Origin of the sequence: Rhizobium sp. NZLR8, from assembly GCF_019685025.1 — a bacterium.
Classification (GTDB): domain Bacteria; phylum Pseudomonadota; class Alphaproteobacteria; order Rhizobiales; family Rhizobiaceae; genus Rhizobium.
This window is the reverse complement of record NZ_JABDVY010000008.1, coordinates 154,809-176,511: the sequence shown is the minus strand read 5'-3', so window position 1 is coordinate 176,511 and position 21,703 is coordinate 154,809. Positions and strand designations below refer to the sequence as shown.

Annotated in this window: 15 protein-coding genes and 1 pseudogene; 13 read left to right on the top strand and 3 right to left on the bottom strand. The window is 60.6% G+C overall.

Annotated elements, in window-relative coordinates; translation table 11 throughout:
- The first annotated feature begins 30 nt into the window (after positions 1–30).
- The 11 genes from HJB89_RS19110 (at position 31) to rsgA (ending at position 11,719) form a co-directional block, all read left to right on the top strand.
- Positions 31–1,347 carry an alpha-glucosidase/alpha-galactosidase gene (locus tag HJB89_RS19110; RefSeq protein ID WP_221150398.1) on the top strand — a complete coding sequence of 439 codons (1,317 nt, stop codon included), beginning with the start codon at positions 31–33 and terminating at the stop codon, positions 1,345–1,347.
- Positions 1,348–1,508: 161 nt separating this feature from the next.
- The gene (locus HJB89_RS19105) at positions 1,509–2,303 is read left to right on the top strand and encodes a DeoR/GlpR family DNA-binding transcription regulator (protein WP_221150418.1); all 795 of its coding nucleotides are present in this window, start codon (positions 1,509–1,511) and stop codon (positions 2,301–2,303) included.
- The gene (locus HJB89_RS19100; RefSeq protein WP_221150397.1) at positions 2,300–3,259 is read left to right on the top strand and encodes an N-acetylglucosamine kinase; all 960 of its coding nucleotides are present in this window, start codon (positions 2,300–2,302) and stop codon (positions 3,257–3,259) included. Before HJB89_RS19105 ends, HJB89_RS19100 begins: the two co-directional genes overlap by 4 nt.
- Before the next feature lie 32 nt (positions 3,260–3,291).
- Positions 3,292–4,548, top strand: a complete 1,257-nt coding sequence (locus tag HJB89_RS19095; protein WP_207585753.1) for a sugar ABC transporter substrate-binding protein — start codon at positions 3,292–3,294, stop codon at positions 4,546–4,548.
- The gene (locus HJB89_RS19090) at positions 4,545–5,462 is read left to right on the top strand and encodes a carbohydrate ABC transporter permease (protein WP_207585752.1); all 918 of its coding nucleotides are present in this window, start codon (positions 4,545–4,547) and stop codon (positions 5,460–5,462) included. The genes HJB89_RS19095 and HJB89_RS19090 overlap by 4 nt, the downstream gene beginning before the upstream one ends.
- Positions 5,463–5,485: 23 nt before the next feature.
- Entirely contained in the window at positions 5,486–6,319 is an 834-nt protein-coding gene (locus tag HJB89_RS19085) for a carbohydrate ABC transporter permease (protein ID WP_207585930.1), read from the top strand.
- 11 nt (positions 6,320–6,330) lie between these two features.
- Positions 6,331–7,284 carry an SIS domain-containing protein gene (locus HJB89_RS19080; protein WP_221117937.1) on the top strand — a complete coding sequence of 318 codons (954 nt, stop codon included), beginning with the start codon at positions 6,331–6,333 and terminating at the stop codon, positions 7,282–7,284.
- Positions 7,281–8,579: a D-tagatose-bisphosphate aldolase, class II, non-catalytic subunit gene (locus tag HJB89_RS19075; RefSeq protein ID WP_221131215.1), complete on the top strand. Its 1,299-nt coding sequence runs from the start codon at positions 7,281–7,283 to the stop codon at positions 8,577–8,579. The genes HJB89_RS19080 and HJB89_RS19075 overlap by 4 nt, the downstream gene beginning before the upstream one ends.
- Before the next feature lie 124 nt (positions 8,580–8,703).
- Entirely contained in the window at positions 8,704–9,774 is a 1,071-nt protein-coding gene (locus HJB89_RS19070) for an ABC transporter ATP-binding protein (RefSeq protein WP_207585749.1), read from the top strand.
- Between the two features lie 342 nt (positions 9,775–10,116).
- Complete coding sequence (locus tag HJB89_RS19065) at positions 10,117–10,383, top strand: DUF2277 domain-containing protein (RefSeq protein WP_221117933.1); 267 nt, start codon at positions 10,117–10,119, stop codon at positions 10,381–10,383.
- 313 nt (positions 10,384–10,696) lie between these two features.
- Positions 10,697–11,719, top strand: coding sequence for a ribosome small subunit-dependent GTPase A (gene rsgA / locus HJB89_RS19060; RefSeq protein ID WP_221150396.1), 1,023 nt, complete (start codon positions 10,697–10,699; stop codon positions 11,717–11,719).
- 148 nt (positions 11,720–11,867) lie between these two features.
- Here rsgA and HJB89_RS19055 read toward each other — a convergent pair whose 3' ends face one another.
- Complete coding sequence (locus HJB89_RS19055) at positions 11,868–12,173, bottom strand: hypothetical protein (protein ID WP_207585746.1); 306 nt, start codon at positions 12,171–12,173, stop codon at positions 11,868–11,870.
- A gap of 124 nt (positions 12,174–12,297) precedes the next feature.
- Here HJB89_RS19055 and HJB89_RS19050 point away from each other — a divergent pair.
- Positions 12,298–12,508: pseudogene (locus HJB89_RS19050) on the top strand (transposase); the annotation flags it as partial.
- 556 nt (positions 12,509–13,064) lie between these two features.
- Positions 13,065–13,301 (top strand): BrnA antitoxin family protein, encoded by a 237-nt coding sequence (locus tag HJB89_RS19045; protein WP_207585745.1) that lies wholly within the window; start codon positions 13,065–13,067, stop codon positions 13,299–13,301.
- 90 nt (positions 13,302–13,391) lie between these two features.
- Here HJB89_RS19045 and HJB89_RS19040 read toward each other — a convergent pair whose 3' ends face one another.
- Together HJB89_RS19040 and HJB89_RS19035 are read right to left on the bottom strand one after the other, a co-directional pair.
- Positions 13,392–15,680, bottom strand: a complete 2,289-nt coding sequence (locus tag HJB89_RS19040; RefSeq protein ID WP_259669399.1) for a transglycosylase domain-containing protein — start codon at positions 15,678–15,680, stop codon at positions 13,392–13,394.
- Between the two features lie 49 nt (positions 15,681–15,729).
- On the bottom strand, positions 15,730–21,696 hold the full coding sequence (locus HJB89_RS19035; protein WP_221150395.1) for an MG2 domain-containing protein: 5,967 nt from the start codon (positions 21,694–21,696) through the stop codon (positions 15,730–15,732).
- Positions 21,697–21,703 lie beyond the last annotated feature (7 nt).

Below are 21,703 nucleotides of genomic sequence, written 5' to 3'. Positions count from 1 at the left end.
TAAGCAATCATAACCGATAGGGAGATTGCAATGCCGAAGATTTGCCTGGTGGGCGCCGGTAGCACCGTATTTGCGCAGAACATTCTGGGAGATGTCTTGTCCTCGCAAACGCAGGGGGCTTACGTCATCAGCCTGTTCGATATCGACCCGGAGCGGCTAAAGACATCCGAAATCGTTGCTCGCCGGATTTGCGAGGCACTGGGGCGTTCAAGCGTCAAGATTGAAGCCACTTTGGACCGGCGCGACGCTCTTCGCGGGTCGGACTTCGTCATCCTCATGATGCAGGTCGGCGGTTATAAGCCGGCGACGGTGACGGACTTTGACGTTCCGAAGAAATACGGCTTGCGTCAAACGATTGCCGACACTCTCGGCATCGGCGGCATTTTCCGCGGCTTGCGCACGATCCCGGTATTGGAAGCGATCTGCCGGGATATGCAAGATGTCTGCCCGCAAGCGCTGCTGATGCAATACGTCAACCCGATGGCCATCAATTGCTGGGCGATCAACGAACTGGCGCCGGAAATCCGCACGGTCGGCCTGTGTCACAGCGTTCAACACACTGCCGCCCATCTTGCAAAATGCCTGGACGAAGACGTTGCCGACGTCAATTACGTGTCCGCCGGTATCAATCACGTCGCCTTCTTCCTGAAATACGAGAAAGTTCATCGCGACGGCCGCCGGGAAGACCTTTATCCGCGATTGAAAGCGCTGGCGGTCGAGGGTCGTGTTCCGGTCGATGACCGCGTACGCTTCGACGTGCTCCAGCGCCTTGGCCACTTCGTCACCGAGTCCAGCGAGCATTTCTCCGAATATACCTCCTGGTACATCAAGGAGGGTCGAAACGACCTGATCGACCGGCTCAACATTCCGTTGGATGAATACCTCCGCCGCTGCGAGGTCCAGATAGGCGAATGGCATGCTCTGCGGCAGGAGCTAGAAGGCGAGAGACCGATCGAGGTTTGCCGTAGCAATGAATATGCTGCCGGCATCATCCACGCTGCGGTAACCGGCACTCCGGCCTTGATCTACGGCAATGTCGCAAACAATGGCCTGATCGAGAACCTGCCTGCGGACTGCATCGTGGAAGTGCCCTGCTGCGTCGACAGAAACGGCATCCAGCCGGTTCGCATCGGACGGGTTCCGTCCCAGCTGTCGGCTGTCATGAATTTGAGTGTTTCCGTGCAACGGTTGACCGTGGAGGCCGCCCTCACAAAGAGCCGCGAGCGCATTTATCAAGCCGCTCTGCTGGATCCTCATACCTCCGCAGAACTCTCGCCCGACCAAATCTGGAGCATGGTCGACGATCTTATCGACGCTCACGGCGATCTCCTGCCTCAGTATCAGTGAAATCATCATCACTGCTTCTCCAAGACGCGCCGCGGCATCCGCGGCGCGTTTCTTCGTCAGTGACCAGAATAAAATCATAAAACACCAATACTTTGATTGACTCTGATCGATTAGAGTGGAAATATGATCAATATGGCGAACATTGTTGGAGGAGCTTTCCGGTGAATCAGGCAGGCGGAGTGAAGGTTGATCGTCTGGATGCCATCCGCAGCCACCTCTACGCGAACGGCTTTTCCACGATCCAGGCGCTTGCCGACGCGATCGGGGCGTCGCTCGCCACCGTACGCAGAGACCTTCAGATTCTTGAGCAGGAGGGGGCGATCGATCGTGTGCACGGCGGAGCCCGCATTGCGGATGGGTCGTCGGTCGAGGTCGCATTTCAGGAGCGCGAAAAGCGCCATTTATCGGCCAAGCGCGCCATTGCCACCGCTGCCTATGAAGTGCTGCATCCGCGCACGGCAATCTTCCTCGATGCCGGCACCACCGTCCTGCAGCTTGCGCGCCTCATCAGGATTAACCCGATTCCACTCAGGATATTCACGAACGGCTTGACGGTGGCGCAGGAGTTCCTGAACATTCCGAACCTCGAAGTGGTGCTTCTCGGCGGCCAGCTGCGCAGCGAAAACGCATCATTGGTCGGGCCCCAGGCAGAAGCGATGATCGAGACGATCTGGTTCGACCAGCTCTTTCTTGGCGCAAGCGCCATCAGTCCCGACGGCGCCATCTATAGCGTCGATAGCGCGGAAGCCAGCCTCAATCGACGTATGCTGGCTCGATCGTCAAATCGCTTCGTCCTGGCCGACTCATCGAAGTTCGGAACGATGGCGACCTACAAGGTGGCGCCGCTCAACAGTGCAAAGGTCATTACCGATTCCGCACTCCCGCGCCATTGGCGCGAGGAACTGGCTAATTTCGGCGTCGACGCGACGATCGCAGAGCTGGGGGCCAAGGAATGAGCGACGAGCTGATCCTCGGTATTGACGGTGGCGGAAGCAAGGTTTTCGTCGCCCTCGCAGACCGGAGCGGCCGAATCCTGCGCAGCTCCCGCGGCCGCGGCGTCAATCCGATGGACAATCCGAACTGGCTGGAAGAGCTGGAGCAGCATCTGCTTCCTTTTCGCAATGAGCCAAAGCTAATGGCGGTCGCCGCAGGGCTGCCCGCGTATGGCGAGGTCGCACGCCTGTCGGCCTTGCAACGCGATGCGATCCAGCGCGCCTTCCCGAATGCTCTCCGCCAAGTTCTCAACGACGTCGATGCGGCACATCTTGGCGCCTTTGGCGGCAAGCCCGGCATTCTCATTCTCTCCGGTACGGGTTCGATGGCCTGGGCGCGTAATCAGACGGGCAGTTCGGCACGCACCGGCGGGTGGGGCGATCTGATCGGCGACGAAGGAAGCAGTCACTGGATCGGGCAGAGGGCACTCAACCTCGTCAGCCAAAGCCTGGACGGGCGCGCCGCGGCGACCGCTCTGGCGAGGGCCCTGTTCGACCACCTCCGCATCGATCCTGCCGATCCCATGAACGGGCTTGGCGACTGGGCAAGCGCGCTTTCAAACCCAAGGGCGGAGATCGCGGCGATTTCGGCTGTCGTGGATCGGGTCGCGTGCGATGGCGACGAGGGTGCCACGGGGTTGCTGGAGCAGGCAGCCGGTGAACTCTCAAAGCACCACAGTGCGATTTCCGGGCATTGCGATGCCAATGCCGATTGGACTTATGCTGGCGGCACCTTCTCCAGCCGGCTCCTTTTGGGAGCACTCGAGCGGAGGATTGGAAAGCCTCCGGCGCCACCGAAACTTCCCCCCATTGGTGGCGCCCTTCTGGCTGCTGCCCAACTTCTCGACTGGCCCTTGGACGAGAGCTGGTTCGGGCAAATCGCGGCCACTGCTCAGAGCCTTGGCGCGCACGCGACTTAAACCGAGCATCAAGAACAATGAAGGATGGGAACATGCACAAATTTGTCTTGCGACTACTTGGTTCAGCGGCCTTGGTCTTTGCCGTGCCCGCTTTGGCGGACGACGCAAAACCGCTCGCCGGCCAGTCGATCACGGTGTTGATGCCGTCACCCCAGGGTCCGACCATTGCGGCGGACTTCGAAGCAGAGACTGGCATCCATGTCGACCTACAGACGCTCTCCTGGGACGATATCCGGCCCAAGCTGGTGACGGCTCTGGTCGCGGGCACCGCGCCGGCCGACGTTACCGAATTCGACTGGTCATGGACAGGGCAGTTCAGTGCGGCGGGCTGGTTCCTGCCGCTGGATGATGTGATCGATGCCGATACTCTCAAGGATATCGGTGTGGCGAAGATCTTCACCGTCGATGGGAAGCTTCTCGGCATTCCCTATACGAACGACTTCCGAGTCATGTTGGTAAACAAGAAGCATTTTGCCGATGCTGGTGTGTCGGAAATGCCCAAGACACTGGACGACCTCGTCGCCGCCGCCAAGAAAATTAAGGAAAAGGGCATCGCCCAGTATCCGATCGGCCTGCCGCTTTCGGCAACGGAGGGTGCTTCGACGAGCTGGTATCTATTGACGAAGGCCTTCGGCGGTGAGCTTTTCGACAAGGATTTCAACCCGCTCTTCACGTCTCCGGACTCGGCTGGTTATAAGGCGCTCGCTTTCGAACTCATGCTTCTCAAGGAGGGGCTTGTCGACCCGGCATCCACCGGCCTCAAGGACAGCCAGATCAACGAAAGCATGTTCGGGCAGGGCATCACCAGTATCATGATCTCTGGCGAGCCCGGACGTCTCGGCCAGATGAACGATCCCAAGCAGTCGAAGGTCGCCGGTCAGGTAGAAGCCATTCTGGTGCCGACTGCGAGCGGCGAAACGCGCAGCTTCGGTCTTCCCGAGGCCCTTGCCATACCGAACGTCTCTCCGAACAAAGAGGCGGCGATCGCCTTCGTGAAGTGGTTTACGAGCAGGGATTTCCAAAAGAAGAATGCCGCAAACGGCTTCCTGCCAACCCGGACTTCCGCACTCTCCGAACTGAACGACGCCGGCAAGCTGAATAGCGGCGATGTTCTGGTGGCGCAGTCCAAGACCGTCGAGCCTCTTTTCCCGCAAGGCACCCCGCCTTGGTATCCCCAGTTCTCGAGTGGTGTGAATACGGCGATCAACAGTGCGGCTAAAAGCCAGATGAGCGTCGATCAAGCGGTGGAGGCGATGGCTGCGGCTGCCAAGCAGGCGATGGCGCAATGACTGCCTTCGCGTCCGAGGGTCTGCCGAGCAAGCGTGGTGTCGGCTTCAATGCCGACACCACGCTTGGGCTTCTGCTGGTCTCGCCGATCGTCATCACGATGGCGGCGTTGGTCTTCTACCCGATGGGGCGAACGGTCTGGGACAGTCTGCACAGGGTCAATCCCATGCAGGCTGGCACCCCCTTCGTCGGTCTCGAAAATTACAGCCGGATGCTCTCCGATGGCCAGCTCGCGACGACCTGGACCAACACGCTCATGTACGTCGTTCTGGCGGTCACTGCAGAAACCGTGTTCGGCGTTCTTGCGGCCGCGCTCATCAATCAGATCAAGGTCGGGCGTCAGTGGCTTCTGGCTGCGGTGATCCTGCCCTGGGCGCTGCCCGGCGTCGTGAACTCGGTCATCTGGCTTTGGATTTACCAACCTGGCGCGGGCCTGTTGAACGGCATTCTCTCCGCGCTCGGGCTCGCATTTGAAAATCATGTCTGGTTCAACGATCGCACCAGCGCAATTGTCGCCGTGACGATCGTACACGTCTGGCGAATGATGCCGCTCACGATCGTGATTGTTCTCGCCGCAATGCAGAGCATACCGACGCATCTCTACGAGGCCGCGCGGATCGATGGCGCCACCCGCGTCCAGATGTTTGGATGGGTAACCCTTCCCCTCGTTCGCAGCGCGATCGCGGTCGCGATGACGAACGCAACGGTAAACGCCTTCAACCTCTTCGATGAAGCTTGGGTCCTGGCAGGTGCCAGCCTCGAGACCAGGCCGGTGCTGGTCCAGATCTACCTGGAAACGTTCCAGAACCTCCGCTTTTCCTACGGAATGGCGCTGTCGGTGGTGATCACGCTCGTCTCTCTGCTGATCTCGCTCGTCTACGTCCTTCGCGTTTACCGCAACACACGGTTCGACTGATGAAAGCCACTCTTGCCTATCGAATGATGATCTGGGTCGGTGTCCTCGTGCTGTTGATCTGGTCTTTGGGGCCGATCTACTGGACCATTGCGAGTTCGGTCACGCCAAGCGAAGACTTCTCGGTCCGCCCTATCAACTTTTTTCCGCAGCACTTTACGCTGGATCACTATTCGCGGTTGTTCGGCATCAACATTGCGCGGATCGGAGGGGTGGAGGTCTTCAAGCAGTTTCGCGCCGCTTTGCTGAACAGCATCGTGACCTCCGTCGCAGCGACGCTGTTCTGCGTCGCAATATCCGCGCTCGGAGCTTACGCCTTCACGCGGCTTCAGTTCCCCGGCAGGAAAACACTCTTCGTTGCCGTCGTTGCGACGCTCGCCATTCCCGCATACGCGGTCCTGATCCCGCTCTACCAGATCATGATCAAGCTGCATCTCGTCGACACCTATGTCGGCGTCGCGCTGATTTATGTATCGGCATTCCTACCGCTTTCGCTCTGGCTGCTTAGAAGCGTCTTCGAAGCTCTTCCGATCGCGTTGGAGGAAGCAGCCCAGCTCGATGGCGCAGGCAGGCTTTACATCTTCTTCAACATCGTCTTGCCGCTCGCCGGACCCGGGCTGACGGCAGCGGCGATCCTGACCTTCCTGGGGGCCTGGGGACAATACCTTGTCCCGCTCATCTTCTCGCCGCAGGCGACCAAGCCCTTGACAGTGCTCATCCCGGAATTCGTGACGAAGAACTTTATCGATTACGGCCTGATCACGGCCAGCGGCTCGATCGCGATCGTCATCCCCGCCCTCGTCGTCATTTTTCTCAACCGTTACCTCGTCAGCGGCCTGCTGGCGGGTTCGGTCAAATAATCGGAGACTTCATGAATACGACCGAAAAGGTTATTTTCGAGCAATTTCCCTATTGGGAAAAAGCCATTGGCACTAACCCCGCCGATGACAGTTCCAAGCTGCTCGTCTTCGTCGGCTGCGGCACTTCCTTCAATCTCGCACTCTCGCTTGCGGCCTATTCCAATATGGCCGGGCGAAAGGCGATTGCAGTCCCTGGCGCCGAATGGCAAAATCGGCCCTCGGCATTCTGGTCCGAGTGGCGCGACACGCACGTGGTGGCGCTTTCGCGCAGCGGTGAGACGACGGAGACAGTCGCTGCCGCGAAAGCAAGCCGCGCCGCTGGCGCATTCGTCACTGCTCTAACCGTCGAACCAGAAAGCTCTCTTGCCAAAAACTGCGATCGGCTGGTTTCTGCCGAAACCCATCCCGACGAAGGCATCGTCATGACGGTTTCGGCAAGCCTGATGGTCCTTCTTGGACTGCAGATGATCGGGCGGCATGTGCCGGGCTCCGTTGTCGGTTCCGCCCGCAAGCTCGCCGGCGCTCTCGATCATGCGCTTCCCGGCATCATCGCAGACAGAACCCACTTCGTGTTTCTTGGCGGAGGTCCGCTGTTCGGCATCGCCCTGGAAGGCGCCCTGAAGCTCATGGAAATGAGCCAGATCATGACGCAAGCCTTCCACCCCCTGGAGTACCGTCACGGGCCGATCAGCCTCGTCGACCGAAAAACGGCGGTGGTGATGCTCTACAGCTCCGACCAGAGAGAGGCGGAAATAAAGCTGGTTGGCGAATTGAAAGAGAAGGGCGCCGTCGTCATTGGCCTCGGCGGCCCCGGCGATGTGGAGCTCGCGGTGGATGTCGATCTTTCGCTCGCGGGTCTGGTCGTCCTTCCCGCGCTGCAGGTCCTCGGCGAGCGCGCCGCTCAGGCTCGGCAGATCGATACGGTATCTCCCCGCCACCTGACCAAGGTCGTGAAGCTGGCATGACGCAGATCGAAGAGAACCGGCAGACCGCGCTTCGAAAGCTTTTCGGCGCGAGAAATCTCGCCTGTCCACGCGGGATCACCTCGGTCTGCTCAGCGCATCCTCTGGTAATCGAGGCCACGCTCCGCCGCGCCGCCGCGGAGGATCGGCCAGTCCTCATCGAAGCCACCTGCAATCAGGTCAATCAGGAAGGCGGCTATACCGGGATGACGCCACCGGACTTTCGCCGCTTCATCGAAAACGTCGCCACGGCCGTTGGTTTTCCAGCCGAACGCGTCATCCTGGGCGGCGATCATCTTGGTCCGAACCCATGGAGGAAGCTGTCGGCGCAGGAAGCAATGGCGCGCGCCTCGGCCATGGTCACAGCCTATGTGGAAGCCGGGTTTGAGAAGCTGCATCTCGACACTTCCATGGGCTGCGCCGGCGAACCGGCTGCACTCGACGACGAGATCATCGCCGTCCGCGCCGCGCAACTGGCAAAAGCTGCCGAAGAGGCCGCTCATCGCTGCGGCCGGCGCCCGCCGGTGTATATCATCGGGACCGAGGTGCCGCCTCCCGGCGGTGCAACTCACGCACTCGAAGAAATCGACATCACCCGTGCCGATGCGGCAGTGAGGACACTGGCGGTCCATCAGACATCATTTTCCCAAGCTGGTTTGGCTTCGGCAATGGATCGGGTGATCGGTATCGTGGTTCAGCCGGGCGTCGAATTCGGCAACACGAACGTGGTCCTTTACAAGCCCGAACGAGCGACCAGTCTTATTCAGTCGCTGGACGAAATGCCGGGGCTGGTTTTCGAAGCGCATTCCACGGACTACCAGCCGACCAGCGCTTTGTCCGCTCTGGTCGACGGCGGCTTTGCCATTCTCAAGGTAGGACCCGGGCTGACGTTCGCGCTTCGCGAGGCCCTCTACGGTCTCGATGCGATTGCCGGCATCCTCGCCGGAACGACACCGGGAACCGGACTGGCCGCGACCATGGAAACAATGATGGTGGAGCAACCGGCGCACTGGGCAGGGCACTATAGCGGCAGCCCCGATGAAGAGCGCCTGCAGCGGCATTTCAGCTATAGCGATCGTATCCGCTACTACTGGCCTGATCCAAGGGCAGCCGCGGCAGTCGACGCATTGTTCAACCGGCTCCCGGACGCCATTCCCGAGACATTGATCAGCCAGTATCTCGGGCGGTTATATCCGGACGTGGTGTCAAAGCGGGTCGATCCCAATGCCCGAAAACTCTGTCTTTCAGCCATCGACGCGGCCTTGGCTCCCTATTCTGCCGCGACCGCAATGCAATGAGCAGTTTGCAGCCGCTTAAAGCATGTCGCCCGGAAGTGTGCAGCGGTTCCGGGATAACGACATGCATAAAAACAAAGGACTAAAGGCTGCTCGTCGAACTACGAACATCCAGCCGGAGAAAATCATGGCGTCAGTAAGTGTGGCGAATGCCCGTAAGAGCTACGGTCACTTCGAAGTCCTGCATGGGGTGAATATTCATATCGACGACGGGGAATTCGTGATCCTCGTCGGCCCTTCCGGCTGCGGAAAGTCGACATTGTTGCGAATGATCGCCGGCCTCGAAGAGATTTCCGACGGCAGAATTTCGATCGGCAGCAAGGTCGTGAACAACGTCGCACCGAAAGAGCGCGACATTGCCATGGTCTTCCAGTCCTACGCGCTTTACCCGCATCTGACGGTCGAGGCGAATATGGGATTTTCGCTGAAGCTGGCGAGAGCTCCCAAAGAGCAGACGAAGCAGCGTGTTCGGGAGGCTGCCCAAATCCTTGGGCTCGAGCATCTGCTCGGCAGATATCCGAGAAATCTATCGGGCGGCCAGCGCCAGCGTGTGGCGATGGGCCGTGCGATCGTGCGTAATCCGCAGGTCTTTCTATTCGACGAGCCATTATCCAATCTGGACGCGAAGCTGCGCGTTCAGATGCGCTCCGAAATCAAGCAACTGCACCAGCGACTGAAGACAACAACAATTTACGTCACTCACGACCAAATCGAGGCAATGACGATGGCCGATCGCATCGTCGTGATGCGGGACGGCTTCGTAGAGCAGATAGGCTCCCCTCTCGATCTCTACGACCAGCCGGCGAACCTGTTCGTAGCAGGGTTCATCGGGTCTCCGGGGATGAACCTCATTCACGGGCAGGTCAGCAGGTCGGGACCGGTTGAATTCGTCGCGGATGGCGGTGGAAGGCTGCCATTGCCCGAAGGGACAACATTGGCGCGCGGCGCCGCAATCACCTATGGCATCCGGCCTGAGCACCTGACGATCGGACAAGGTCCCGTGACGGCTGAAGTCGCCCTTGTCGAGCCGACCGGAGCCGAGATCCAGGTCACCGCCAAGCTCGGTGCCGATAACCTCGTTGTGACGGTGAGGGAGCGCCTTGAACTCCGTGCGGGTGATAAGCTCGGCCTTGCCCCCGACCTCAGCAAGCTGCATCTGTTCGACGCTAAGACTGAAAAGCGATTGATGCCCGCCTGATTGATTGGGAGCACTGGTTCAATATCAACGTCTTTTCGGCACTTTCGACTGGCAATGCGAGGCCGCCATAGGATGATTTTAGACCGGGTCGGCCTAAAATCTGAATCCTGTTCTACATTAAAGAGTTAGAGCATGATGTTATGAGAAAACCGCTCACACTTTTCGGCATCATGCTCTGACAACGCCAAAGTCACGGGGACAACCCCGAAGCGGGGACGCTGCTTCCGCGGTGCGTGGACCCGACCGCGGCGAAGCGGTCCGTTTGTAAATCACGCTCACGCGACTACTTTATATGAAGCAATCCTCTTCTCGGTGGAAGAGAGAGGCGATCGGGAGAAAGCCATGTGCCGAAATATCAAACCCCTATTCAATTTCGATCCGCCAGCTACGGACGAGGAGGTCCATGACGCCGCGCTTCAGTTCGTGCGCAAGTTGAGCGGAACCACCAAGCCGTCGAAACGCAATGAGGCGGCGTTCGAGCAGGCGGTCATTGCGATCACGAAATGCGCCCACGAGCTGCTCAGTTCGCTTGAGACCTCCCAACCCCCTCGCGATCGAGAGGAAGTTGCTGCAAAGGCGCGCGCGAAAACAGCGATGCGCTTCGCGTAACAGAGCTCCAGCTTACCTCACCTCATAACCCGAGCAGATGCGTGCCGCTTGCGCTTCGACGTCCTTTGGATTCAAAATCGCGCCAGCTCAAGCTCGCTTGTCGCACCACAGCCTCCTCAATTGGGCAGCCTTATACCTCAGCGCGTTTCGCAAGTCCTGATAGGGGAGCGGACAAGCTGCCGCCCGCAGCGTTCATGCACGCATGATCAGCACAAAGCCGGAAAATGTGATACTTGCCCCCTAACTGAAACCGCCGATTTCTACAGGACGGAGTTAGCCCATCGAACGCGACACAGCACCCACTACCTGGTCTTTGAACCTTGAAAGCGAATCTGCATTCCTCAAATCGCAGGGATGGTCTGAATTCTTTTCGGATCACCTGACATCAGCAGAGAGCGATCTCGTCCCACGGCGCATTGCCGAGGTTCACCGTAGTCGTCTGAGCATTGTCTCGCCAACGGGTCTAGCGAAGCTGAAGATATCGCATCAAATCAACACCGGCGAGTTCGCCGTGGGCGACTGGGTGCTGGTCGAGCCGCACGATCATGCGTTGGTTCGGCGTCTGGAGCGCAGAACGTTGCTGCAGCGCCGGACCGAAGGCCGAGCTACCTACCAGCTCGGTGCTTCCAATGTCGATACATTATTGATCGTCACGTCCTGCAATTTGGACTTCAACGTGGCCAGATTGGAACGCTACATCGCACTCGCCAATCAGGCAGGAACGGCGCCCGTAATCGTCCTCACAAAAGCGGATACCACCGACGACGTACCTATCTATCGGCGCGACGCAGCGGCGCTGCAACGCGATCTGCCCGTCGTGGTACTGGACGCGCGATCTATAGATGCCGCGGCCGCTCTCGCACCGTGGTGTCAGCCCGGGCAGACGATCGCGCTCGTCGGCTCCTCCGGGGTCGGTAAATCGACGTTAGTCAATGCTTTGGCAGGACTACGCGGTGACCAGTCTCAAAAGACTGGCGGCATTCGAGAGCATGATGCCAAGGGCAGCCATACGACAACAGCACGCTCAATCCACCCAATTGCAGGGGGTGGATGGGTCATCGATACGCCTGGAATGCGTACCCTCCAGGTGAGCGACGCTGCCGATGGTATCGACGCATTATATTCAGAAATAACCGAGCTGGCGCCAAATTGCCGGTTCCGGAACTGTAGCCACCAGCACGAACCTGGCTGCGCAGTGCTGTCGGCCGTGGATGCCGGAGCTTTGTCTCGTGATCGATTGTCCCGATGGCGGGCGCTATTCGACGAGAATGTGAAGAACTCGCCACAGGAAACTGGACCGCGCGGCAACAAGACAATCCGGAGGAAGAACCTGTAGGGGGTTACGCGCCGCAGCACATCAAGATTTTTTTAAACAGGCGAACTCCGGCTGCAGGTTGTCTCTCAACCGCCGAAGGGCCGCTGATATTGTTGCGACGGTCGACGCCGAACTATGGCCTTGTGAACAACGCTCTTGGCGCGAGTTCTTAAATTCCTGACCCGTCGAGCTGCTGAGCGTCCTCGCCTTCCCAGGGTGCGGGCATCGAGGTGCGATTGAGATTGGCAGAGGGCATCGGCATCCAGCACTTCAGTTCCGGCGCGGCATATTCGATGATGCGGCCAGGTGAGGAATCAGAGGCGCGCCAGCCTTCTGCACCGAAATGATCGCCATTCGACCAATATGCGAGGTCAACTTCTGCCGGCCCCTGTTCGGACTGACGGATCGTGACGAGAATCCGACTGCCGTCCTTCGGTGCGCTTGCCATGTCGCGCCAGCGCTCTGGCTCGTCCATTATTTTTCCTCCTGCCTTGCTGTCGATTGCAAGTGTCGCCTCGCCATCGAAAACGGTCAACTCAAACTTTGCCACAAGCCATCCTCTATCGATGACGATCCATCGCGATGGTTGATCCAGTAATATTAGTCAGGTTGTGGGATACATGAAGGGCAAGAGTGCCATCCACCTTGGGCGGGTCTACGGTGAGAGAAAGCGCGGCTTTACCGGGTAGCACTTTTGGGTGCGTGGGTATGTCGTGTCGACTGTCGGTCGTGATGAGGAGACAATCCGCGATTATCCGCAACCAAGAGAAGGACGACCACAGGCTTGAGCAATTGAACCTGTGGCGTTGAACGGCCACCTCCAGGTGACGCATTGAAACCGGGGCCGCGTCAGCGTCCGCATCCCGACGCTTTGAGCGGCTCACATATTAAAGCCCCCGGCTTTGCCGGGGGATACTTACGCTTCCACCTCGCCGTAGAGCTGGCCGCATATCGTCTCAGATCTCGGTCGCCAGCTCTTGCCGTCCATATCGTATTGCAGGGCAAAGCTGTAGAGCCGGCGGTCATCAACGTCCGTTGGTCACGAAACCAGCATCAGGACCATCACCAATGTTTTTTCTGCTGAAACTTAGAACATTCACAACAGGCTCCTCGGCTACACATGGTGCGGCTCCGGAAACCAGGCGCCGCTTTCCAAGGCCAAACCAAGTCGTCTGGATTTCGTTCCCTCTATTCGTTAAATGAGATTCGTGATCGGTACGACGCACTGCTGAAGGAGCGGCCGCTTTGCAAAATGGGTCTCGTTGGAATGACGGGAGCAGTTAACGACCCCAGAAGCGTCCTGGCGGACGATCAATCCCATGATAAGACCGTGACCGCAGAAATGAGCGAACCATTGGAGAGAACCGTGACCAAAACTCCACGCCGCCCCGTCAATGCGCTTGATGCCGCGGAAGCCTTGTTCAGGCCGGCCAAAAAGGTGGCCGCCGCACCGCCCGTCGAGCGGCCGGCGCTGCCGAACGTCAAGGAACAGGTCACTCTGAAACTCGACAGCGACGTGCTCGTTTATTTTCAGGAGGATGGCCCGGGCTGGCAGGACCGCATCAACGATGTGCTCCGCGCCGCGATGAGGAACGATGGCTAAGCGGTTATGCGGCCGCTGCTGACCCCCTTCGTTCAAAGGATTTCCAGTTCCATATGCCGACCGCGGTACAATTGCGGCACTGCGACGTCCTCATTGCACATACACCGGGACGACTGCGGAGGTTTCGTCGCGGTAGGGCAGGCGGATTTGGAAGCGGTGTTCTCCGCTCTGAATGGGCCAGAAGACAGGCTTGTCGGGGTCGGTGACGGCGAAGGGCTGGCCGTCGACATACCAGACGATCTGCGGCACATGCGGTTGGACATCGGCCTTCAGAGGCAGCCGGTCGAATGCCGCCGGCTGTTCCGGATTGCGCCAGATCTGACTGTTGCGAGCCGGTGTCGAGATGGCGAGACGGATCTGCGGGTTGGAGCCATCGGCGTTGGCGAGTGAATTCTTGCTCCTCTCGGCTGTTGCACTGATCGACACAGGTTTGAGGGTGGCGTCCGGACCAGGCGATCGTGCAGCCACCTTCGGTATCTCGTCGGGCTTTAACCATTCGACCAGCGTCTGGCTGCAGCTGTTGTCATTCGTCTGTCCATTGACGACGCAGACCTCCATCGGCTTGCGGTCCGGTGGCGTCGGGAAACGCGCGTCGGCGATGTCTCCCGGCTTATTGCCGTGCACCCTGTCGAGGATCGCGTGCACGAGGCGGGCGGCACTGCCGGCGCCGGTCATCCGGCTCATCGTGCCGTCATCGCCCCGTCCGATCCAAACGCCGACGATGACCTTCTCCGAATAGGCGATCGCCCAGGCGTCCCGATAGCCTTGGGAGGTGCCGGTCTTGATGGCGACGGGGAATGGATATTCCAGCGTGCCATAGCGATGGAAGCTCGGCAGCCGGGCCTGCGGATCGGAGAGGAAGGAGGTAATCAACCGGGCCGTATCGAGCGAAATGACCCTAACGGATTGCGGCTGTGGCTGCTCGCGCGCCCAGCGCAAATCCTGCATCTGGCCATCATTGGCGAGCGCCCCATAGGCCCGCATCAGCCTATCCAGGCGGGTCGGCAGCGAGCCGATTGCCATCGACAGGCCGAAATAATCGGCTGGGGTTTCCAGGTCGTGCAGACCGAGATCGCGCAAAAAGCGGAACGTCGTCTCGAGACCGATGCTGCGCAGTAGATTGGTGGCGGGAACATTGCGCGAATTGGCCAGTGCCTGGCGCGGCAGCATAGGGCCGAGGAATTCGCGATCCGCATCGCCGATGCCCGACGCGCCTTCCGGCAGATCGAGCAACATGTCGGTTGGCTTCAGTAAGCCGCGCTCGAAGGCCAGCGCATAGACGAAAGGTTTGAGGGTCGAGCCCGGCGAGCGCTGTGTCCGGGTGTAGTCGAATGCGCCGGCATGCCTGCCGTAATAGTTGGTCGAACCCACTTGGGCGAGGACTTCGCCTGTTTGGCGCGACACCACCATGGCGCCGACTTGCTGCGCGCCCGCAGAACGCCAGTGATCGAGATATTGTCGTGCGAGACCAGTAATGTCGGCCTGCAGGGTGAGGTCGATCGTCGTGTGGATCAGCGGCGTGCTGGCGGACGCAGGGGCTATCTGGCCGTTCTCGATGAGGTCATGATAGCGCAATATCAGGTGCAGGGCATCCGGGCGGCGGGGTATGTCGGGCATCCGCATCTCATCGAGCTGATGATGGGCGATCTCTGCCTCGTCAGCCCTGATGATTTTCTGTTTCGCCAGCGCGTCCAGCATTTGATGGCCGCGGTGAATGGCCCGGCGCAAGCCCTGCGGCCGCAGCGGGTTCATCCGGGTCGGCGACTGCGGGATCGCTGATAGCAGCGCGATTTCCGCCCAGGACAAGTCTGCGACCGGCTTGTCGAAATAGAGCCGCGCCGCATGGGCGATGCCGTGGCTGCCATTGCCGTAAGGCGCCAGCCGCAAATATTGCCCCAGCATCGCATCGCGGCCGTAACGCAGGGTCAGGAGGACGCCGGTGCCGGCCTCAAGCGCCTTGTGGATGAGCGTGCGCGATTCCGGCTGCTGCATCCGCGCCACTTGCATCGCAATGGTCGAGGCGCCCGAGCGGCGGCCGACGGCATCGAGATTTTGCCAGGCTGCGCGGCCGACAGCGTAGGGATCGATGCCGATATGGTCGTAGAACCGCCTGTCTTCGAGGGCAAGCGTTGCCTTGACGACGCGGTCGGGCAATTGCTCCAGCGGCCAATAGCCATAGTCGATACGCCCACTTGCGCCGTCGGCATGGCCGATCTGAGCGAGGAACGCGCCGCCGCGATCATAAAGTATCGAGGTCGGCGCAGGCGCGATCAACTGCGCGCGCTGATTGATGAGATAGCCATAGACCAGGACGCCGGCTGCGAGAACCAGCGAGGAGAAACGGACAAGCGTTGATCGGCGGCTTCTCAAGAGTGTCATTGCCCGGCTGGCTGGCTCCTCGTCTGATATCTGTCCCGATTGTGAAGGCTCACTTCGCCACCACGATTTGCATGGCAGCACTCATTCCCCGTAAGCCCTTTTGGTACATGGTTTCGGCAAGGGCCTGGGGCTGCGTGTAGGAACCGGGGATCAAGGCGCGCGTCCGGTAGGCAAAGGTGTAGTTGCCCTTCGGCAGCCTGTCGGAAGCACAAAATACCTGATCGTCGCCATAGGAGATCCAATCGGTCGGCAGGGTCGGCGCGACTGCCGGTGTCGCCTCAGCCGGCGCGGTGGCGATGTTGGGGTTGAGCGGATCAAGCCCGGCTGCAAGCGGCAGGGTAAGGGCGACATGGGTGCGATCTTCGGAGACGACCAGTTCGATCCTTTCCTCGAGCACATCGCCGACCTTGAGCTGGATCGCACCTTTAGCATCGGGAACCAGCTTCTCCAGCGGCGCGTTGCCCGCGGGGACACGGAAAAGCGTGCGGGTAAGGGCAAATCCCCGGCTTTCGGCCTGCGCGGTGTAGCCGGCTTCGGCAGATAGATAGGTGGTTTCCACCAGCGCCAGAGCGGTCGTCGTTCCGGTATTCTGGATGGTGACGGCGCCCGGATCCAGGCTGACTTGTCGCAGCACGGGAGCATTTGCGTCAAGCGTCAGGTTTTGAAACTTTCCGTTCTGCGCCAGCGTCAGCGGCAATGGCGTCGTCGGCCTTTGCCAGGCGGCGGCAAGCGCGCGGATCGCAGCCGAAGTGGCATTGGTCGAACCCCAGCCGTCGCCTCCGCCGAGTTGCAGCAAGGCATTTTTCAAAGCCGGATAGCGCGGATCCGTTTCCGAGGTCAAAGCCGCGGCGCGCACCATTTCGGCGAGACTGCGGGTTTCGGAAGGCAGGATGATCGGACTGCCCCCATCCTCGGCTTGGCCGTCATAAACCAGCTGGCCATTGCGGGAGAGGATGCGAACGCGCGACCACATCGTGTCGGCCAAACCGCCGACAAGGCGTGGGTCGGCATCGGGCGCACCCGCTGCCGCCGCGGTCATTCTGGCAACGCTGACATTCGGCATCAACGCGGCCGAGCGGGCAAGTTCGGCAGTATAGGCCGGGTCGAGCTTGCCGCCTTCGGCCAGAGCCGTCAGAGCCTCGACCCGCTCGCGAATCTCGTCGCCGCTGAGCAGATGCGGATAATCCGAGCGTAGCGACAGTTTCAGCACGCTCGCAAGGCGATCCGACAAAGCCTTGTCGGTGGGCACGCCCACCTTGTCGGCCGCAACCAGGAAAGAATAGGCCCAGGCCGTCAGCGAGACATTGCCCTTGCTGTGCGGCCAGAAGCCGACAAGGCCATCGGCGTCGACCGCCTGGCCGATTGCCAGCACGGTGTTGTGCACATCGCCATCGATGCGTTTGTCAAGGTTTGCTGCCGCCAGGATCGGGGCGAAACTTTTGAAGGCGATGCCGGAGGAGGCGAGCGATATGCGTTGTTCGGTGGAGCCATAGGGAGATTCCACCAAAGTGTTGAGGCCGGCAACCAGCTTCACCAGTGCCGGATCGGCGGTTAGCGTCATCGCACGCTGAAACGATCCGGGGCGCACGTCTTGCTGGGGTGCCGGCAATGTTTTCGAGCCGCCCGCCGGGATTTCGACGATTTCGTAGTGCTTGGTCGGGATACGGTCGGACTTCAAAGGCAGCGTGATTTCCACGGCGTCGCTGGCATGGTCGGCGACGCGCTCGACCCCGAAACGCAGCTGCACGTCCTCCTTGCCAGGCCTTGGCTCGGGCACCTCAGCGAGAACGCCGATGTGAGCGGGCTTGTTCTGCTCCCAGGCGAAGGAGAGGTCCTTGCTGCCCTCCAGCGTCAGTCCGTCGGAAGCAATGGAAGCAGCGCCGGCGCCGCCACCACCCTCGACGATGCGGGCAATGATGCCTGCCTCGAATTGGTCGCCATACCGCAGGAAGCGGGGCAGGGCGGGTTGGGCGACTATTTCCTGCCGGATCAGCATTTCGCCGGTGCCATAGCCGAAGCGGTCGGGACCGCTGACGGCCTTGGCGCGCAGCTTGAATACGGTCAGCGAGTCCGGCAGCTTCACCTTGATCTTGGCGATGCCATCCGGGCCGATCTTCACGTCGGGAAGATAGATCGGGACCGGCGTAAAATTCTTGCGAACGGAAATATTGTTGTCCGTGCCCCATTCCTCCCGCTCGTCACCGCCCGGCACCTCATCCAGCGGAATGACGCCGAAGGCCATGTTGCGGGTGTCGCGCAGTGCCATGGTGGATTGGCGCTTGACGACAAAATTCGGCAGCGGATCCAGCGGCTGTTCCGGTGCGAGCGACAGCACGGCCTGGTCGATCATCCAGAAAGTGGCATCGCCCGCGATCGGCTGACCGCTATCGTCGGCCAGATGCAGCGTGACCTCCACTTCGTCACCAGGGCGGGCCTTCTTCGGATAATCCAAGGTGAGATTTACGGTGTTCTTCACCGGCTTCACCGTCACCGCCTTCGTCGCGGCGATCGTTACAGGCTTGCCCTGGTCGAAGGGTGCGTTCGGCGAGGGGATGCTGGTCTCCAGCCGGCCGCGCAGGATGAGGAAGTGCACGGGAATTTGCGGTGTATATTCCTTGCGGACGGGCACGGCATAATGGCCGTATCCATCGGCGATATCGACCCAATCATAGCGGAATTTTCCCTCTGGCTCTTCGACGACGGCGAGCGCGCGGGCTGTCTGGAAGGGCGACTGGATCAGCAGGTTGGCGGTTTCGCCGGGAATGTAACTGTCCTTGTCCGTGGTCACGACCGCGGTGCGCGCGGGCGCCTGTGCCCAGCTAACCGGCGTGGTGCCGCCGACGAAGAAGTCGACGCTCACCTGCTGCTGGCGGCCGATCCGGTCGCTTGCCTCGAGTTGAATAACATAGACGCCTGCGTCCTTTGCCTCGAGCGCCAGGGTCTGGATATCCCGAGTGCTGGTAATCTTGCGCTCCAGCACGGTGTCGTCCATGACCTGCGTGACGTATTTTGCCGAACCCTGGCTGAAGTCGCTCGCCTGCAGGGTCGACGTCCAGTTGCGATGGATCAGGCGTGCCGTCATCTCCAGCCCGGCGACGGGTTCGCCATTGCCGTCGACCGCCAGGATCTCAGGCTCGATGGCGCCGGGATTTGGCACATAACGCGGCACCTTCAGGCCAAGCACGAACGGCGGGACGGCAAAAACGTTAGTGATGCTGCGCACCTGCAGATCATCGTCGCCGGTAACGGTCGCCTCGATCATATAGCGGCGGGGTTGCGCCGTCGGCTCGATCGTCGTGTCGAAGCTGATGCGCGAGGCGCCGCCGGCGTCTGTGCTGCCGTCTCGTTCGAGCGCCGGCGAGGATTTGAATTCATCGCCGCCGGAGTAACGGGAATCCGTCGAAAAAAAGAAGCCCTCGTGGCCAGGTGGTGTCCAATTGTAGGGATACTGAACGGCTCGCCAGCGGATCGGCCGATCCGCCAGCAGTCCACCGGCGAAATAGCGGGCGATCAGATCGACGTTGAAGGAGGAATCGAGCGGTACGGTTTGCGGATTGTTGAGCACGACTTCGAAAGTCGGCAGGCGATAGGCCTCTTTCTTGAAGGAGATGCTGCCGCATTGGACCGTGTTGTCGGCCGGGCTCGCGGCGCTGCTGTCGCTATCGGCACTCTCAGCAGTATCGGCCTGGTTATCGTCTGCCTGCGCATCATCGGTCGCGTTATCACTCGCCTGGCCGTCGGCATTCCCGTCCTCACCGGATGTCTGCGCCGGTTGATCCTGGTCGGTAGCCCCCGCCGTGTCGCCCGGCTCGAAATGAACTTCGTAATCCCCGGTTGCCGGCGTCTCGGCGTCGAATTTGTGGTAAAAGCCGCCGAATGCGTCCAGCCGCACCGGTACGCGCCACTCCTGTTTGTCAGGGCCGGTAATCACGATCTGGCCGCCTTGCGTCGGCAGCGTCAAGTGGCCCCCGAGATAGCTGCGGACATAGCCCTTGATATGCACGGGCTCCTCCGGACGGTAGATCGGTCGCTCGGTGAAGACGTGGCAAAGGGTGCGGCTCTGCTCGGTGCGGCTGTCCGTCGGATTGGTCGTCCAATCCAGCCAGGCGGCCGACGGCTTGGTCCAGTTGTCCGCAGCATATTGGGCAGGCGCGTGATCGGGGTCGACGACCAGGGTATCCAGCCCCTTCGTCACGATGACGCGCCGGATCTTCGCGTCGGCGCGCTGCTGCAGCTCCCAGGAAAAGAAGCCCTGTGCATCTGTCGTCCCAGTCGCCAGCGTGACGAATTTGCCGTCGCGCAAACCATCGAGGCGGATTTGCGCCCCGCTGATCGGATTACCCTTGGCAAGCGAGGTGACGGCAAATCGCACCCGGTCCTGTTCCTCCACCGCGCTCAAGGTCAGGTCGGTGACCTGCACACGAAGCCAATGCCGGGTTTGATTGTCCACCGCACGCAGGCCGACGAGATAGGTGCCGGGCTGGTCAGGCCCAGCAATCCGGGCAAAAAAGGATTTCAGATCCAGGCCGAATTTGGTGTCGACGCCGCCCTTGTGAATCGGCAGGTCCACGAACTCGGATATCGCCGGCGAACCCAAGGCCTTGACGCGCGCCTGGATCGCATCGGCTGAAATCTCATCGCTGTCGGCCCATTTCTGCGGCTCCTTGCCGGGCAAGGGCGGTGCTTCGTCGTCGTCCGTATCGAGGCCGGATTGCGGGAAAGGCCAAAAATCGCGTGACAGCGGATCGATCGCATGGATGCGCACATCGGCCCTGTCGTAGCCGCGTCCGCGCAGCGGCACGAGTTGCGGGCCAAAGCGCTCGACCACGCCCTGCGACGCATCCCAGACGAGCGAGGACTGTTCCGGCGCGAAGGCGAATTTCTGGCCGAAGCCGGTCGCCAGCGGTCTGCCGCGGTCATCCGCCAAGGCGCCGGCGGTCACATCAAGCGTATAGACCTTGTCGGTGAGAAAGCGGCCATTGATATAAAGACGGCCGTCGCTGGCTTCCGCCGTCAGATCGTCGACCGGTGGAGAAATGCGCAAGGCGTCCCGGACCGAAAACTGTTTCCCGGCCAGCGGATTGCTCGAAAAGCGGAAGATCAGGCCACGACCCGATCGATCGGCCGGCGCTGCCTCGGCGTCGAGCGGGTTGCCGTCATCATCGACTGCGGCGCTGTCATCGCTGACAGTGGCATTGGATGTGCAGCGCATGATGTCATCGCTTGTGGCGGCGTCGAAGCCCCGTCCGCAATCCGAACTGATCATGGTGAAGGGCACGGCGGTGCGCACGCGCAACTCGAAGGTCTGATCGCTGAAGTCGGGCGTGTCGGCAAGCTTCAACCGCAGAAGGGCGACGCGGCCATCGGGCACGTTGGCATGCAGCTTCACCACATAGGATTGCTGGTCGCTGCGGCTGTTGCGTTCAAGCGGCTGGACATCGAAATGCTGCGCCCCCAGCATCAAACCGCCTTCGTCGCCAATGCCCGGCGCAGGACGCAGTTCGATCGACAGAAGTCGGCTCAGCGCCGCGACATCGACGGGTTCGGCAAAGGTCAATGTGATCTGGTCAAGCTCGCTGATGGGATCATCGGTTGCAGCCGGAGCCGTGGATACCGGTACTGGCAGCAGCGGTATCAGTTCCGTCTCGCCACCAGCGGCCTTGTCATGCGCCAGCATCGTTACCTTGACGCGCGACAGCGGCTGCCACTTGTCGGCCGGCCGGAATTGCAGGGCGCGCGGGCCGAGCCACTGCCAGGCGCCGGCAGCCGCCGGTTCCATGGTCACAAAACGCTCGGGCGAGTCTTCCGGGCCGCCGGCTGCAGGGCCGGTATCCGCAGGGAAGAAGATCGTGACGGGATCATAGGCGCGCAAGAACCTCTCCGGCACGATTTTGACGCCGTCGGCGCGTTGCAGAACATCCAGTGTCGGCGAGGCGGCGCCTTGCTGCGCATGACCGCTTGCGATCAGCGTTGAAGACGCAAGAGCGAGGGCAATGAGAAATACGATCTTTTTCATTGGTGTT

Excerpts from the sequence above, each read along its gene's own strand:
- HJB89_RS19065 (WP_221117933.1), top strand. The coding sequence starts at position 10,117 with ATGTGCCGAAATATCAAACCCCTATTCAATTTCGATCCGCCAGCTACG.
- HJB89_RS19110 (WP_221150398.1), top strand. The coding sequence starts at position 31 with ATGCCGAAGATTTGCCTGGTGGGCGCCGGTAGCACCGTATTTGCGCAG.
- HJB89_RS19080 (WP_221117937.1), top strand. The coding sequence starts at position 6,331 with ATGAATACGACCGAAAAGGTTATTTTCGAGCAATTTCCCTATTGGGAA.
- HJB89_RS19070 (WP_207585749.1), top strand. The coding sequence starts at position 8,704 with ATGGCGTCAGTAAGTGTGGCGAATGCCCGTAAGAGCTACGGTCACTTC.
- HJB89_RS19040 (WP_259669399.1), bottom strand. The coding sequence starts at position 15,680 with ATGACACTCTTGAGAAGCCGCCGATCAACGCTTGTCCGTTTCTCCTCG.
- HJB89_RS19100 (WP_221150397.1), top strand. The coding sequence starts at position 2,300 with ATGAGCGACGAGCTGATCCTCGGTATTGACGGTGGCGGAAGCAAGGTT.
- HJB89_RS19055 (WP_207585746.1), bottom strand. The coding sequence starts at position 12,173 with ATGGACGAGCCAGAGCGCTGGCGCGACATGGCAAGCGCACCGAAGGAC.
- HJB89_RS19090 (WP_207585752.1), top strand. The coding sequence starts at position 4,545 with ATGACTGCCTTCGCGTCCGAGGGTCTGCCGAGCAAGCGTGGTGTCGGC.
- HJB89_RS19085 (WP_207585930.1), top strand. The coding sequence starts at position 5,486 with ATGATGATCTGGGTCGGTGTCCTCGTGCTGTTGATCTGGTCTTTGGGG.
- HJB89_RS19035 (WP_221150395.1), bottom strand. The coding sequence starts at position 21,696 with ATGAAAAAGATCGTATTTCTCATTGCCCTCGCTCTTGCGTCTTCAACG.
- HJB89_RS19095 (WP_207585753.1), top strand. The coding sequence starts at position 3,292 with ATGCACAAATTTGTCTTGCGACTACTTGGTTCAGCGGCCTTGGTCTTT.
- HJB89_RS19075 (WP_221131215.1), top strand. The coding sequence starts at position 7,281 with ATGACGCAGATCGAAGAGAACCGGCAGACCGCGCTTCGAAAGCTTTTC.